A 15,108-nucleotide genomic window follows, 5' to 3' on the forward strand; every position below is an offset into this window, starting at 1 on the left:
ACGAATGGATTCGAATTTGCGCCGGTTTGTCGTTCCTTTGGTTGCGTTGCTCCTCGGCTGTCTGGCCTATCTTTTAATCACGCTCGCTATCACCGTATGGCGCAGTCCGTATAGCGTCACGTTGATGATTGGGGCTTTTTACGACGAAGGCCTGGTGGTCGATAAAAACCCGGTCAAGGCCGCACAGTGGTATTTGCGCGCCGCTGAAAACGGCGAACCCGTCGCTGAGTATAAAACCGGTTTTTTCACTTACTACGGGCGCGGCGTAGCGGTGAATCATTCCAAGGGCCTGGAGTGGATCACTCGGTCGGCTGAGCACGGAAACCCGGATGCCCAGTATTTCCTGGGTATTTCCAATCTCGCAGGCACGGATCAACCCAGGAATTTTGCCCAGGCCGCCATGTGGTTTCAAAAAGCCGCCGAACAAGGGCATGCAAAAGCACAAGGAGACCTCGCCAGGCTTTACTACCGAGGTGATGGCGTTGAGGCGAGCGATCAACAGGCGTTCGCCTTGGCAAGCAAAGGCAGTGCTCAAGGGGATGCCGAGTCACTCATACAACTGGCAACTATTTACGCACATGGCAGAGGCGCGCCGGTCGATCTTGAACGCTCGGTCAAGCTACTTGCTCAGGCAGCCGACACCGGCAGTGGCAAGGCTTACGAATTGATGGGCGCCGCGATGCTCAGTGGCAGCGGCACACCCAAGGATGTACCCGCCGCCCTGCAGTGGTTTACCCGCGCCGCCGAGCAAGGCCGGGCCGATGCACAGTTCATTCTCGGCGTTCTCTACAGCAAGGGTGATGAAATACCGGTCGACTACCCGACAGCGAATAGGTGGTTGCTCAAGGCTGCTGCGCAAGGCCATGCCTTTGCAACCGCGATCCTTGCAGTGCAGGTAGATACCGGTCGAGGTTTCGAACGTAACAAGCTCAAGGCGTGCGGGCTCTTGCGCGTAGCTTTGAAACGCAAACTGCCGAAAAATCAAGATGAAATGCGCGACCAGCTGGAGCATGAAGAAAGGGAGCTTTCGCCAGGCCAATTGGCTGAGGTTGCGGCACTGGAAAACCTCTATTCAACTCCGGAAGGGCTCGAACAACTGTTGGCAGATATAACGAGCGTGCAGTAGGCATATGGAAGTGGAACAGCGTTCACGAGCGAGTTACGTGAACTATGGAGAGCCACGTGAACGCATACATAATGTGATCTAGGAAGAAGTCGAGTTCGCTTGCACAGTTGCACAGTTGCACAGTTGCACAGTTGCACAGTTGCACAGTGTCGCGCCCAGTGCCGGAGAATTCGGTGATGGGCAATATGAAGGTTACGATGACCCGTCTTTTGCCGTTTCCAGCTTCTCGCGAAGATATAATCGTGGTCGGGTTCGTCGAATTGCAGCGTGTTACTCCGGTGGAGATTCAGCCACAGAAGGAGCACCCACAAGTTGGTCTAGAGGGCTGCTTCTGGCCGATTGCTGGCTGTCTCGTCCGGCCGGGGGCCGACGCTGGCTTGCGCCTTGTCCGCCAGCCGTTGCACCCACTCGGCATCCTGCTGATTGACCACGGCGTAACGGTCCGGGGGTAAAAAGGCCCAGTGATGGGCCACCTCGACAAGGCGCTTGAGTTCATCGGCAGACAGCCAATACGGCGTGTCGACCAATGGCATCGGCGCACCGCTGAAACGCCGGCCGAGACAGAGGTGGGTGCCGGGGGCAAAGGCGAACGTCAGTGCCTGCCAGGGCTGCATGTGCTTGTCCGGCGTGGGTATTTTGCCAACCCGCCCATAGTTGAAGTTGCCCGCGTATTCTTCCTTGAGCACCAGCCAGTGACCCGCAGTCGTCCTGGCCAGGACCCATTGCGTTACACCGCTGTGTTGCACGCATTCAAGCTTGCCGTTTGCCCATTGCATGAGGGTGTTGCAGTCCGGATCATAATCGGAGGACCACAGGCTGGTGCCGGATACCAGGCCATGGTGCTCAAGCTCGACCAACCCTTGCTCCGGCATGGACCGCCAGTAGCGTTTGGTCGGGTCGCGGGCATCGCGCAAGAAGTTGCGTAACCCCCAGCCCGCCATGAAGAGCAGCGTGGCGAGGGCAAGCCAGCCAAAGGAGGCTCCGACGATCCGGTCAATATCCAGGCCGGGGGCGAATAACGAGCGATAGAGCAACAGGCCCAGTAAAAACGCGATACCCGGCAACACAGGGCCAAAGCACAGCGGCGGCACCAACACTTCGATCCAACTGAAGCGGTGCCTGCACGCGTGCTCCCGCGCCCAGGCTTGCTCCTGGGCGAGCATCGGCGCCTGTTCGCGTGGGGCAATGCCAGGGTCGGGCGTCTGAAAGCGCATGAACAGTGTGTAGGGGGTATCTCTCATGGACCCATCATGCTCTTGAGGTCGAAACGGGGACAGCCTGTAGAAGATCCTGCGCCGGCTATATATGCAAGAGGTCGCCGGTTTTTTGCATAGGTTGAGACGACTCGGCGACCTTTTGTGAGCGAAGCGTCTAGCTGATAGCCGCCTAGTGCGTCATCAACTTATCCATCAGCAATACGCCCAACCTGAGTTGTCAGCGACCAGGCCACCTTAAGGCGAGGACAACGTTGAAACGTTTGGTGGGGCGGCTATGAAGTTTGCCGATGCCTATCCGCTGCTGAAAAAATGCGGATAGCTTGACCCGGAAGGGGCGCGACCGCCTTGTGCAGTGCGCGTACTGCAGCTTTGGGTCGAAAACAGTCACTCCCACCCGGAACGTCCACGGAAATTTGACCCATGAAAACCGCTCTAATCTCCGACACTCACAATCTCCTCCGCCCCGAAGCCATCGGCGCGCTCGAAGGCTGTGACTTGATCATCCACGCCGGTGACATCGGCAATCCGGACATCCTCGCCCAATTGGCCAAAATTGCCCCAGTCCACGCCGTGCGCGGCAACAATGATCTCAGCAGCCCATGGGCCAAAGACCTCCCGGACCTCCTGACCTGCACCCTCAACGGCTGGCACACCCTCCTTGTCCACGACATCGCCGACGTCCCCGCCGATCTAGATCCAGACATAAAGCTCATCATCTCCGGCCATTCACACAAACCTCGCATCGAATGGCACGGCGATCGTCTATACGTGAACCCCGGTAGCGCTGGCCCTCGGCGTTTCAAATTGCCGGTCACGCTGGCGATTCTCGAGATACAACCCGACAGCATCAATCCGCGCCTGATTTCCCTGCTGGATCCCCCCAGCTGACACCGCTACGGTTCCCCCGACCCAGAACAAGGAACCCACGCATAATCTGCACCGCCAGCCGCCGCAGCGTTTTGTTGGGAGCAATGTTCAACCGCATGGCGCCATCCGGGTTCGAAGCGGTTGGGGAAGAAAGGGGACTGATTTATTTCTCAGCGGGAGAAACGCTCACCAGCAGAGATGAACCAACGATTCGTTATGACCGCTGCGCTACATGATTAGGGAAAGAGAACGCTAGTGGAGACTGATTGCTCGTCGGTAGAAGAAGCGATAGCGAGCACTGCACAGCTTAAAGGGTTATGGCAATATGACTTCATGCGTCGTTGAGAAGTGTCTCATGCTGGCGTACACAAAGGACGTGAAATGACATCGCTGGCAGCCCATCTTACCTGGCTTGAGCACAATGGCACCTATACCTCGGCGTGTGGGCGCTCAATCCCAGTTTATCGATTCAACCATAACGCATTAGATATTTCCATAATGTCCGATTGGGCGAGGCATTTTAGAAGTCACTACTGCAGCGACCAAGAATTACGATACTTAAAAAACCCCACAAAGACTAACTCTGAATATTTGATCACCGAAAAATTCCCCAGCGAATCAATTGCGCCAGGCCCGAGTATTCGGGCCGGGGATTTTGCAGAGATCCTAATAGCTGACTACCTACAATATATTAGAAACTACGCAGTCCCTCGAACACGCTATGATCGGAAGGTTGTAGCGAATGAATCCAGCAAGGGGTCAGACGTAATCGCGTTCAAAAAAAATCCGAACGTAATCAGTGAAAAGGATGAGCTGTTAATATTTGAAGTTAAAGCAAAAGCAACTGAAAAGACAAAAGTTAACGTCCTTCAGAATGCAATTGATGACTCCATCAAAGATGAAATTCGGATTGCAGAGTCTTTAAACGCCATGCGTCAGAGGTTATATGATCGACAAGATTTTGATGGAGTCGACTTGATAGAGCGCTTCCAGCGCGAACCTGATTATCCTTGCAAGCGCAAGTACGGCGCAGCAGCGGTTTACACGTCGTCATCTCTACATGAGAGCGTAGTATGTACCTCAGATGCTGGCAATCACCCTAGTGCCGACAGCTTGGAATTACTCATAGTGAGTGGGGTTGAACTGATGTCACTGATTCACGAGCTTTATCGGAGGGCGGCAGATGAAGCTTGAAAATAACGGTCGTGAAATTCTCGATGTTACACGTGCTAAAGCAAAACAGTATGAGTTTGGAATCGAAGAGGAATTTCACGTTGATCTTCCTCAGGATCCTAAGCGATTGCTAGTGTTCACGATTGGCGTGCTCGGGGAGTTGGCCGCACTTGAATCCCGCCCATCAGATGAACGCGAGGAGCATAAGCAAGTATTGAAACAACAATTAGTATTGGCTGGACAGTTTTTTGAGTCTTTAAGTCTGTCTCGCCTGACAACCGAAATAGATGAGTATCTAAAAATTTTGAGCTCGGCCGCTTATTATCTTGCCGAAATGCCAGGCAGTTCATTGGTTCTAGCTAAAGCAGTTTCGAGAACTCCGTCAGAGCTAACGGGCAGTAGGCTCGAAAGCTTCTTAGTGTGGCTACTAAAATCCGAGCTGAGTGAAAATTTTAATGTTTCTTCATCAGGATGCTATAACCAGCAGGTCCGCAGAACAGCAATGGCTTATCGCGCTTTTATGAATATGGAGGCAGATCTATCAGACGTAGAAGACGAGCTAAATGATTTCAGAAACACTGTCTATGCGAGCGGCTCAGATCGTGAGGTGCTGCTGGCTGACACTATCACTGCCCTAATTAAAAGAAAAATCAATAATTCGTCATTGATCTGCCTACCTAAATACACCGGACTGGAACAGAGTCGTTGGCACCAAGCGCTCGCAAACGACAAATTTATAAAGGAGTTCTGGCCTGCACAACGTTTGGTGGGAAGCCTAGGCGTGCTGAAGGGTGAGTCGGCAGTTATGCAAATGCCCACTAGTGCGGGCAAAACTAAGTCTATCGAGCTTATCATTCGGAGCGGATTTCTATCAGGTCGTGCAAAATTATCCGTGATTGTCGCCCCCTTCCGTGCATTATGTAGGGAAATTACTCAGGGGTTCATGGCATCGTTTGAGAATGACTCCGTCAATATAAACGAGCTTAGAGATGTTACAAATTTGGATGAGGATGAGCAGCAATTTCTTAAATTTTTACTTGGTGAGGATTTTAAAGGCAAACATGATCACACTGTAATTGTTTCAACACCGGAAAAGTTAGTTTACCTGCTTAGGCATGAACCTTCTCTTGCCAAAAAAATTGACTTGCTGATATTTGACGAGGGTCATCAATTTGATAGTGGAAAAAGGGGGGTAACCTACGAACTCTTGATTGCTTCGCTGAAGAAAACGATACCCGAGAAGGCACAAAAGGTTTTGATTTCAGCGGTTATGTCTAATGCAGAAACAATTGGCGACTGGCTGAATGGAGAGTCCAGTCTAAGCATTCAGGGTAGTAATTGGCTGCCATCTATCAAAAGTGTAGCTTTTCTGAGTTGGTTTCACGATATGGGCCAGCTGAGTTACCTCCGGCCAGACAATAAACGCGACAGCGGCTTATATGTCCCCAAGATAATCCAACAGTCAAATCTTAAACTGCAAGGGAGAGAAAGCAAGGCTCGGTTGTTTCCAATAAAGGCCGAAGTTCAGTCAATTTCCTGCTATCTGGGGCTTCGACTGTGCCAGCAGGGGCCAACAGCTATATTTTGCGGGGATAAAAGAACAGTCATTAGTCTGTGTTCGACTATTGTAGATGTGTACAAACGAGGATTATCACTTCCTGCGCCAAGCTCAGTCTCAGATGCTGATGAACTTCAGAAAATAGCGTTTCTGTCACATCTACACTTTTCCGATCAGCACATTTTTTCTGAAGCTATTCCTCTAGGAGTCCTACCTCACAGTTCAGCCATTCCAAATGGTCTCAGGATCGCGGTTGAATGGGCTATGGACAAGGGAGCCGGACACCTCGTCGTATGCACCTCGACACTCGCTCAAGGTGTAAATCTTCCAATCAAATACCTTCTAATCTCAAACCTAATGCAGGGTGGTAAAAAAATTTCCACTCGGGAGTTTCAAAACCTGATTGGTCGCGCTGGACGGGCGGGTTATCATACTGAGGGTAGTATAATTTTTACCGACCCCAAAATTTACGACAACCGTTTTCTATGGAAAGGACGTGATAAATGGGAAAGAACGCTCAAGATATTAAATTTTAATAACGCTGAAGAGTGTATGAGTAGTTTGATGGAGGTAATTCAACCACTTCCTTTGACAAAAGGTGAAAATGATGTTCTCAACTTCATCTCAAACCCGCTTAGTGAAAGACTATTGTGGCGCGAATGGTGCGAGGAAAACGGAACCCCCGAGGAAAGCTTTACTGAACTGATGCACGACTTGGATAAAAAGGAGCAAGTCCTTCATTCCATTGAAAGCTATTTCATGTCAACTTTGAAGGACGACAGCTCTTTGTTGTCGACAGAATACTTTCTAGACCTCGCTTACGAAACTCTTGCTTACCATCTTGCGGATGATGACGCTAAAGATCAGTTGGTGGCAATGTTTTCTGCCGTCCACTCGAGGTTAATCGTGATACCTGTAGAAAAATTCTCCTATTATGGACGAACCTTACTTGGACTTGATCAGCTTATTTACATCGAAGATTGGATAGAGTCTCAATTATTCGAGCTTGAATTTTGTGATTCCCCTCAGGATTTTCTCGAAGTATGCTGGCCCTTAATCACTATGTTTTCGAAAAATAAGATTGTTTCTAATCTCTATCCGCAGGAACAAGCGGTAAACATTGCCACTCGATGGTGCAGTGAAAAAAGCTATTCAGAGATCCTGGCTTATGCAAAATTAAACAACTTTTCCATTAAGGCGAAAAGCACTTATTACTCGATTACTCAAGAGCATATTGTAGATTTCTGTTCTGCTCTTTCCTATGATGGGATGTTAATAGTTGGGGCTGTCGGCGACATTGTCGAAGGCAAGGCCTTGAATGAGACATTGCTTAACCATGCCAGATTGCTTCAAAGTCAGCTGAAACTCGGTTTGTCAGACGAATTCAAAATCTGGATACATGGGCAAGGATTCCCTGACAGAGAGGTGTGCAAATTGATCAGCCAGCAATTGGAAAGCGTTCGAGAAAACAAAAATATCATTGACTACAAAGTGTTAAAAAACAACAAGCAAGTTCTAAAGGAAGCGCTGTCAAGATTGCCTAGTGCATTTTCATTGCCGAAATTTATTTGACTGAACAGCCCTGTCTAATAGGCATTTTTAAAGAGTTTTTCCGGTTCTTTAGCAGATAAAATAGAGCGTCCGATTTTGGCCGATAGCCGCCTAAGTCGCTCACCGCTTTTCAACTGCCACCATTTCCCCCTTGCCCATCGCACACGCCACTGCCGTAACCGAGATCACCGCCCAGCCTCTCGGGCAAAAAATCCATCGCTGAGCAACGGTTTGTACAAGCTCGTTACCCGACCACCCACCACCCTCAAACTTTCCCCCCCAAAGTCGATACAGTGTTGAACGCCACCACCCCCCTCGAAAAACAGGTATCCCGCATGCGCCTCAGAAATCTCAACGTAGCCCCACGCGCTGCGCTTTTTTTCGCGTTAATCATTGCGCTGGTCTTTGTGCAGGGCGTATTCGCAGTCATGCAGATGGGCAAGCTGAAGGATTCCGAAAAGGACGTCGAACTCAACTGGATGGCCAGCGTCCGACAAACGGCGTTGATGAACAGCACGGTCCTGCGTTTGAGGCTTGAAACGCAGCGGGGTCTGGCTGACCCCACGTCCATTCAAAAAACTCTTGAAGCCTTCCCCGGTTACCGCAAGGCGTTCACCGAAGCCGTGGCGAATTACGAGCCTCTGGTTGGAGGCGATAAAGAGCGCTCGTTATACACGGCGGTGAAAACCAGCGCCGAGGCGTACATTCGTCAACTGGACCTGCTCGAGCCGTTGATGCGCCAGGGTGACCTGGAGGGCGCGGTCGGCCTGGTGAGGAGTGGTATTCGGCCCCTGACTGATGCGATGGAGACGCAGATCAATGCGTTGACCACTTTCAACAATGATGGCGCAGCGGAGGCGGGGTGGTATTCCACCAGTGTCTATAACAACGGGTTTTGGCTGATCGTGGGGCTGATTGCCGGGGTTATCGTGCTGACGGTGGGGTTGGCGCTGTTGCTGACCCGAAGCATTACCTCGCCGATCAATGATGCCTTGACGGTCGCGGAGCGTATCGCCGGCAGTGATCTGTCCAAGGAGGTTTTGGTCAGCGGCACGGATGAGGCCGGGCGTTTGTTGAAGGCGCTTGCGCAGATGCAGGCGAACCTGCGCAGTACCATCATGCAGATTTCCGATTCGTCTACTCAGTTGGCCTCGGCGTCTGAGGAGATGACGGCGGTCACGGAGGAGTCGAGCCGGGGCCTGGTGGCGCAGAATGATGAGGTCAATCAGGCGGCCACGGCGGTCACCGAAATGAGCGCGGCGGTGGATGAGGTCGCTCGCAACGCGGAGTCGGCATCCGAAGAGTCCAAGCGTACCCAGGGCTATACCGAGGTCGGTCTGGCACGTGTGGCGCAGACGCTGCAGTCGATCCAGAAGCTCAACGGTAACGTTGAAAACACCAGCGAGCAGATTCAGGGGTTGTCGGATCGTGCGCAGAGCATCACCAAAGTGGTCGATGTGATTCGGGCGATTGCCGAGCAGACCAACCTGTTGGCGTTGAACGCCGCGATCGAGGCGGCACGCGCCGGTGAGCAAGGTCGTGGTTTTGCGGTGGTGGCTGATGAAGTCAGGGCTTTGGCCCATCGCACCCAGGTGTCGACCCAGGAAATCGAGCAAATGATCGCCGGCATCCAGAGCGAATCGGACCTGGCAGTGAAGGCGATGAACACGAGCCGGGACCTGGCGACTGAATCACTGGGTGTGGCGCAAGAGGCCAGTACTTCGCTGGATCAGATTTCCACGGCGATTGTGCAGATCAACGAGCGTAACCTGTTGATCGCGACGGCCTCCGAAGAGCAGTCGCATGTTGCGCGTGAGGTTGACCGCAACCTGGTCAGTATTCGCGAGTTGGCCACCCAGAGCGCCGCGGGGGCCAGCCAGACCGCGAGTGCCTGCGGTGAAATGTCAAAACTGGCGATCAACCTGAATCAGTTGGTCAATCGCTTTGTAGTGTGACGCGGTTTTTTTGAATGAAGTGTAAGCAGGCTTGGCGACAGGTGACCTATCGCCAAGCCTGCGCACGTCAGATCCCGCCGACCAACTTGCCCCCCTCCATGCGGCGCTTATACGCGCTGTCCCGGCTCGCCAACCAGAAGTACAGCGGCGACGTCACCAGCAGCCCCACCACCCAGGACAGGTCCGCGCCATTGATGTGCTCGGAAATAGGTCCTACGTACAGCGGTGTGTTCATGAACGGAATCTGCACCACGATGCCTACCGCATAGGCCAGCAGCGCCTGTGGGTTGTACTTGCCGTAGATGCCGCCGTCCACGCGGAAGATCGAGGCAATGTCGTACTTGCCCTTGTGGATCGCATAGAAGTCGATCAGGTTGATCGCCGTCCATGGCACCAGCACCACCAGCAATACCAGCACCATGTCGACGAAGTGGCCGATGAAGTCTTTGGAGGCGAACACGGCGGCAATCGCACACGCGGCCAGCACCAGCACCGAGATCACCGCGCGGCTTTTGGCGGTCGGTATCCAGCGGTAAGCGAAGGTCTGCACCAGGGTGATGATCGACAGCACCGCGCCGTACAGGTTGAGGGCGTTGTGGCTGATGACGCTGAGCAGGAACAGTACCAGCATCAACGGGCCGATGGCGCCGGTGGCGAGCTTGACGGCGTCCATGGTGTCCATGCCCACCGGGGTGGCGAGCACGGCCACGGCGCCGAAAATGAAGGCCAGGCTGGAGCCCAGTGCAGAGCCCAGGTAGGTGGTCCAGAAGGTCGACGCCACCGGTACGTCGGCCGGCAGGTAGCGGGAGTAGTCCGACACATAGGGGGCAAAGGCGATCTGCCAAAGCGCCGCCAGCGACACGGTCGCCAGCCAGCCGGACAGGTTGAATTCACCACGGGTCAGAAAGTCTGCGGTCTGCACATGGGTGAAGATGTAGCCGAAGCCCAGCACGATGCCGGCGCCGAGTACCCAGGTGCCGATGCGGTTGAGCACGTGGATGAAGCGGTAGCCGATAATGCCGATCACGCCGGAGCCAATCGCGCCGATCACGATGCCCACCGGCACCGGTACGCTGTCGACCACGCCGTGCAGGGACTTGCCCGCCAGCACGATGTTGGAGGCGAAGAAGCCGACGTACATGACGCCGGCAATCACCACCACCAGCAATGCGCCGAGCGAACCGAACTGGGCGCGGCTCTGGATCATTTGCGGGATGCCCATCTGCGGGCCCTGGGCCGAATGCAAGGCCATCAACACGCCGCCGACCAGGTGGCCGATGAGGATGGCGACAATGCCCCACAGCAGGTTCAGGTGAAACAGTTGTACGCCGAGCGCACCCGTGACGATCGGCAACGGCGCGATGTTGCCGCCGAACCACAGGGTGAACAGGTCTCTTACCTTTCCGTGGCGATCTTCCGGGGGCACGTATCCAATCGTGTGTTTTTCGATAAGCGGGGCGGAGGATGTTGCAGTGGTGACCATGACGAGCTCCAAGGCAAGGTGAGTACGTTGACGTACTTCGCTGTGCGCCGCACGGAGAGGCGCTTTCTTTGTTGTTGGAGGGATCATCTGCAATGGGCGCAGGGAGGTAAATTAGTAAGTTTGTTGCTATAGACCTTAAAAAATATAGCTCGCGGCGGATTCTGCTCCGGTATGTTGCATGCACTTGAATCCTCGTAAAAAAGCCGATTTTTACGCACTTGTTTGGGGCGAAATCCCACGTTTCTGGAGGTTCTGATGGCTGCTTACAACCTGCGCCAGCTCAGATATTTTGTAACCACGGCAGAATGCGGCAGCGTCGCCGAGGCCTCGCGCAAGCTGTATATCGCGCAACCGTCGGTGTCCACCGCCATCAAGCAGTTGGAAGACAGCTTTGGCGTGCAGTTGTTTATCCGCCATCACGCGCAGGGGGTGTCGCTCACACCCAGCGGCGCGCGGTTTTATCGCAAGGCGCTGGAGCTGTTGCGGGTGGCCCATGAGTTCGAGCAGAACGCCCTGGCGGACAATGACGTAGTGGCGGGGCAGATCGATATCGGCTGCTTTGAAACCGTGGCGCCGTTGTATCTGCCGCGCTTGATCGCAGGCTTCAAAGCGCGTTGGCCGGGGGTGGAAATCCGCATTCGCGACGGTGAACAACAAGAGCTGGTGCAGGCGTTGACGGCGGGCAGTATCGATATGGCGATGCTGTTCGAGCATGACCTGGGCGGCACCATCGAGACGACGCCATTGATGCCGCCGCAACAGCCGTATGCCTTGTTGCCGGCAGATCACCGCTTTGCGCAGCAGGCCAAGGTGTCGTTGGCGGACCTGGTGCTGGAGCCGATGATTTTGCTCGATGTGCTGCCCAGTCGGACCTACTTCGTGAGCATCTTTGAAGAGCGCGGGCTGACGCCGAATATCGTGTTCAGCTCGCCGTCGATCGAGATGGTGCGGGGCATGGTGGGCCGGGGGTTCGGCTTTTCGATCCTGGTGACCAAGCCGTATTCCGAGTACGCCTATGACGGGCAGAAGGTGGTGTGTGTGCCGTTGGCCGAGACGGTCACCGGGTCGGGCCTGTCGGCGGTATGGCTGCGGCGCGCACCGTTGACCAAGCCGGTGCAGTTGTTTGTTGATTACTGCCGTGAGGAGCTGGCGCGGCTGCTTGGCTGACAGGATCGTTCTCGCGCCGGGCGCGGGAACGATCAACAACGCGGGTCTTTATTCAGGCGCGTAGTTCCTGATGCATTCCACGCGCATCCAGTCTTCAAACAACTGGTTGGTTTTGTTCACGCTTTCCAGATAGTGGGGGCTATAGGTGCCATCGGCTTGGTCAGGGTGGAAGCTGAAGGTGAAGGTCTCTGATTCAATTGCCCCATCGCCATAATCCAGTTTGCTCGACTCCGGCTGCCCGATGGTCACTTGGGTGCCGTGGCGCCTGGCGGCTTCAGAGAGCAGATCGATGACCCTCGCGAAGTCTTCTTTTCTTACGGTGATGCGGTTGGATTCTTTGTCCGGCGTATTGGGTTCGGGGCGCAGGCGCAATGCTTCCGGCGCCGCTTGAAGGGTGTTTGAATACAGGAAGGATTGAATGCTGTTCATATAATACCCGTGGCTGTGTTGAGAGTTGATGAAGCGAAAGTTAAATAAAAAGTATCGGCGATCAACTGGCAGATCAAAAGTCTGCAAGTTGAAGGTTTTGATATTGGGTTTAGTGTTTTTTAGATAGCTAGAGCATTACTAAACAGCGGCATAATTGGTAATGCCCGCACTTCTCATTCGACCTTCGAACATTCGGTTTGCACCTTCCATTCTTTTCAAATAATCAGGGCTGAAGGTGCCGTCCGCCTGGTCCGGTTCGAAGCTGAATTTGACTGTATGGTAGGTTTTCCGCCCTTCGCCAAAGTCAGCTACGAACGACTGATCGTATTCCTGGTTGACTGTGACCCGGTTCCAGTTTGCGGCATCGTTAAAAAAGTCCACGGCGTCGGCATGGTCTTCTTTGTGTACGGTGAATTGGCGGGAGGTTGATTGAGGGTGCACTTCACTTGAGCGCACGGCACGTACTTGGGCATCTGTATCCAGCCGTGGAGCGGATAGCGAAGATGAAATACTACTCATGATAAGTACCTGTAAGTTGATCAGGGTATAACCAGTCAAGTTTGACTGCCTTCATGGGTGGTCATTAAGTTCCTTCGGTTCCAGGCGATAACTCACCAAATGTGGCGGAACATTTCATCTTTGCAGGAGGATAAGTTTTTACAGCGAAAGCGCCGGACAGCCACAACGTAGTAGGCAATATCCGGCGCCAGGCCTGTTCGAATGTGTCAGGCCGGGAGGGGGGAGAGGGCTGTGTCCGGCTCAAGCGCGGATCGAGTCCAGCATCCGTTGCAGCATTGCGTCGCAGCCCGCCAGTTGTTCCAGGCTTACGAATTCATCCGGCTTATGCCCCTGGTCCATACTCCCAGGCCCGCACACCACGGTGGGAATGCCCACGGCATCAAACAACCCGCCTTCGGTACCAAATGCCACGGTGCCGAAGGCCCGTGAACCGCAAAACGCGGCAATCAACTCCGCGGCCTGGCTGCGCTCATCGGTGACCAGCCCCGGATAAGCCGACAGCGCGGTAAACCGGATGTCACTCTGCGCGCTCACCGCCTGCATGCGTGGCAGCACCTGTTGCCTGGCGTAGGCTTGCAGGGCTTGTGCGACCTCGGCCGGATCCTGGGAGGGCAGTGCGCGAACCTCAAAGTCAAACCGGCAGTCGGCCGGTACGATATTCAGCGCCTTGCCGCCGCTGATCACGCCGGCCTGCACGGTGCTGAAGGGCGGATCAAACCTTGGGTCTTGTTGATCGCGCAGGCGTTGCCCGATGCGTCCCAGTTCGCCAATCAGGTCGGCGGCGTGCTCGATGGCATTCACGCCGTAGGGCGCATACGCCGAATGGCAGGCTTCGCCGTGCACATCACAGCGCATGGCCAGCTTGCCCTTGTGGCCGAGCACCGGTTTCAGTTCCGTCGGTTCGCCGATGATGCACAACATCGGTTTGACCGGCCGCTGTTCCAGCAGCGCCAGCAGCGAGCGCACGCCCAGGCAACCGACCTCTTCGTCATACGACAGGGCGATGTGCACCGGCCTGCGCAATGTCGCCTGGACCAGCGCCGGAACCAGCGCCAGCACGCAAGCGATATAGCCCTTCATGTCGGCCGTGCCCCGGCCAAACAGCTTGCCGTCGCGCTCGGTCAGCGCAAACGCCGGTACGCTCCAGGGCTGGCCATCCACCGGCACCACGTCGGTATGCCCCGACAGCACAATCCCCGGCAGTTCCACCGGGCCGATGCTGGCGAACAGGTTGGCCTTGCTGCGTTCGTCGTTGTAGATCAACTCACAGACCACGCCAAAACCGGCCAGGTAATCACGTACGTACTCGATCAACTGCAGGTTGGATTCGCGGCTGGTGGTGTCGAACCCCACCAGCGTTTGCAGCAATGCGCGGCTGTGGCTCATCGGTCATCTCCGGCCACGCCGTAGCCGGGTGAGCGATCAGGGGCGAGCGCACGGTCGATGTAGTCCTGCACCTGCGGGCGGTACGCGTCCCAGAGTTTTTGCAGCTCAACGATGGGCGCTTCATCGGCCCAGTCCACGCGCAGGTTGATGATCGGCCAGGTCAGCTCACCCACCACCACCAGCGCAGCGGAATGCACCGGGCCGGCTTCGCCACCGGCGGCGATGGCCGCGTGCATTGCCGCCAGCAACCGGTCCGCCAATTGGCCTTCGCTCTGTTCAAAGGCCATGACCATCGCCTCGATCACACCGCGATCGGCGAGCATATTGCCCGCCGCCACACACTGTTCGCGTGACACGGCATTGTGCGTGCCGAGGGTTTCGCTGCCGCTGAAATGTACGCTGCGCCCCAGGTGATCAATCGCCGTCAGTTGCCGGTACTGGCTGTAGCCGTTGCTCGTCAGGGCCTTGTCGAGGGCGTCGGCCGGTGCGAGGCCCTGTTCCAGCAGGTCGAGTACATCTGGGCCGAGCGCCGGCAGGGTGATGTTCTGGGTCGACACCGCGCCGACACCGGGCCGCAGCCACGGGCAACGGGCGCCTACGGCGATGCTCGAGGAACTGATGGCGATCCCCAGCTGGCCGGTGTCCGCGCAGCGGGCAACGATGGAAAAGGTCATGGG

General features: G+C 55.0%; 12 protein-coding genes. 6 read left to right on the top strand and 6 right to left on the bottom strand.

Going from position 1 to position 15,108, the window contains the following annotated elements; genetic code table 11:
• Positions 1 to 16: 16 nt before the first annotated feature.
• Positions 17 to 1,126, top strand: a complete 1,110-nt coding sequence (locus ACQRBV_RS19585; RefSeq protein ID WP_205345320.1) for a tetratricopeptide repeat protein — start codon at positions 17 to 19, stop codon at positions 1,124 to 1,126.
• A gap of 317 nt (positions 1,127 to 1,443) precedes the next feature.
• Here ACQRBV_RS19585 and ACQRBV_RS19590 read toward each other — a convergent pair whose 3' ends face one another.
• Positions 1,444 to 2,367, bottom strand: a complete 924-nt coding sequence (locus ACQRBV_RS19590) for a hypothetical protein (RefSeq protein WP_411984320.1) — start codon at positions 2,365 to 2,367, stop codon at positions 1,444 to 1,446.
• A gap of 396 nt (positions 2,368 to 2,763) precedes the next feature.
• Here ACQRBV_RS19590 and ACQRBV_RS19595 point away from each other — a divergent pair, with 396 nt between their 5' ends.
• From ACQRBV_RS19595 to ACQRBV_RS19610, 4 genes are all read left to right on the top strand, one after another.
• The gene (locus tag ACQRBV_RS19595; RefSeq protein WP_411984319.1) at positions 2,764 to 3,231 is read left to right on the top strand and encodes a metallophosphoesterase family protein; all 468 of its coding nucleotides are present in this window, start codon (positions 2,764 to 2,766) and stop codon (positions 3,229 to 3,231) included.
• Positions 3,232 to 3,591: 360 nt separating this feature from the next.
• On the top strand, positions 3,592 to 4,404 hold the full coding sequence (locus ACQRBV_RS19600; protein ID WP_411984318.1) for a Hachiman antiphage defense system protein HamA: 813 nt from the start codon (positions 3,592 to 3,594) through the stop codon (positions 4,402 to 4,404).
• On the top strand, positions 4,394 to 7,513 hold the full coding sequence (locus tag ACQRBV_RS19605) for a DEAD/DEAH box helicase (RefSeq protein WP_411984317.1): 3,120 nt from the start codon (positions 4,394 to 4,396) through the stop codon (positions 7,511 to 7,513). Before ACQRBV_RS19600 ends, ACQRBV_RS19605 begins: the two co-directional genes overlap by 11 nt.
• A 377-nt stretch (positions 7,514 to 7,890) precedes the next feature.
• Positions 7,891 to 9,447 carry a methyl-accepting chemotaxis protein gene (locus tag ACQRBV_RS19610; protein ID WP_411984415.1) on the top strand — a complete coding sequence of 519 codons (1,557 nt, stop codon included), beginning with the start codon at positions 7,891 to 7,893 and terminating at the stop codon, positions 9,445 to 9,447.
• Positions 9,448 to 9,514: 67 nt separating this feature from the next.
• Here the strand turns inward: ACQRBV_RS19610 and ACQRBV_RS19615 are convergent, their stop codons facing one another.
• The gene (locus ACQRBV_RS19615) at positions 9,515 to 10,930 is read right to left on the bottom strand and encodes a purine-cytosine permease family protein (protein WP_411984316.1); all 1,416 of its coding nucleotides are present in this window, start codon (positions 10,928 to 10,930) and stop codon (positions 9,515 to 9,517) included.
• Positions 10,931 to 11,185: 255 nt separating this feature from the next.
• Between ACQRBV_RS19615 and ACQRBV_RS19620 the strand changes: the two genes are divergently transcribed.
• On the top strand, positions 11,186 to 12,097 hold the full coding sequence (locus ACQRBV_RS19620) for a LysR substrate-binding domain-containing protein (protein ID WP_060752510.1): 912 nt from the start codon (positions 11,186 to 11,188) through the stop codon (positions 12,095 to 12,097).
• A gap of 48 nt (positions 12,098 to 12,145) precedes the next feature.
• On the opposite strand, the gene ACQRBV_RS19625 is transcribed toward ACQRBV_RS19620, so the two are convergent.
• The 4 genes from ACQRBV_RS19625 to ACQRBV_RS19640 form a co-directional block, all read right to left on the bottom strand.
• Positions 12,146 to 12,526: a hypothetical protein gene (locus ACQRBV_RS19625; RefSeq protein WP_411984315.1), complete on the bottom strand. Its 381-nt coding sequence runs from the start codon at positions 12,524 to 12,526 to the stop codon at positions 12,146 to 12,148.
• A 138-nt stretch (positions 12,527 to 12,664) separates the two neighbouring features.
• Complete coding sequence (locus ACQRBV_RS19630; RefSeq protein WP_411984314.1) at positions 12,665 to 13,084, bottom strand: hypothetical protein; 420 nt, start codon at positions 13,082 to 13,084, stop codon at positions 12,665 to 12,667.
• A 201-nt stretch (positions 13,085 to 13,285) separates the two neighbouring features.
• The gene (argE, locus tag ACQRBV_RS19635; protein ID WP_411984313.1) at positions 13,286 to 14,431 is read right to left on the bottom strand and encodes an acetylornithine deacetylase; all 1,146 of its coding nucleotides are present in this window, start codon (positions 14,429 to 14,431) and stop codon (positions 13,286 to 13,288) included.
• Entirely contained in the window at positions 14,428 to 15,105 is a 678-nt protein-coding gene (locus tag ACQRBV_RS19640; RefSeq protein WP_411984312.1) for a DUF1028 domain-containing protein, read from the bottom strand. Before ACQRBV_RS19640 ends, argE begins: the two co-directional genes overlap by 4 nt.
• Positions 15,106 to 15,108 lie beyond the last annotated feature (3 nt).

This window comes from Pseudomonas sp. R11F (assembly GCF_050312575.1).
Taxonomy (GTDB): domain Bacteria; phylum Pseudomonadota; class Gammaproteobacteria; order Pseudomonadales; family Pseudomonadaceae; genus Aquipseudomonas; species Aquipseudomonas palleroniana.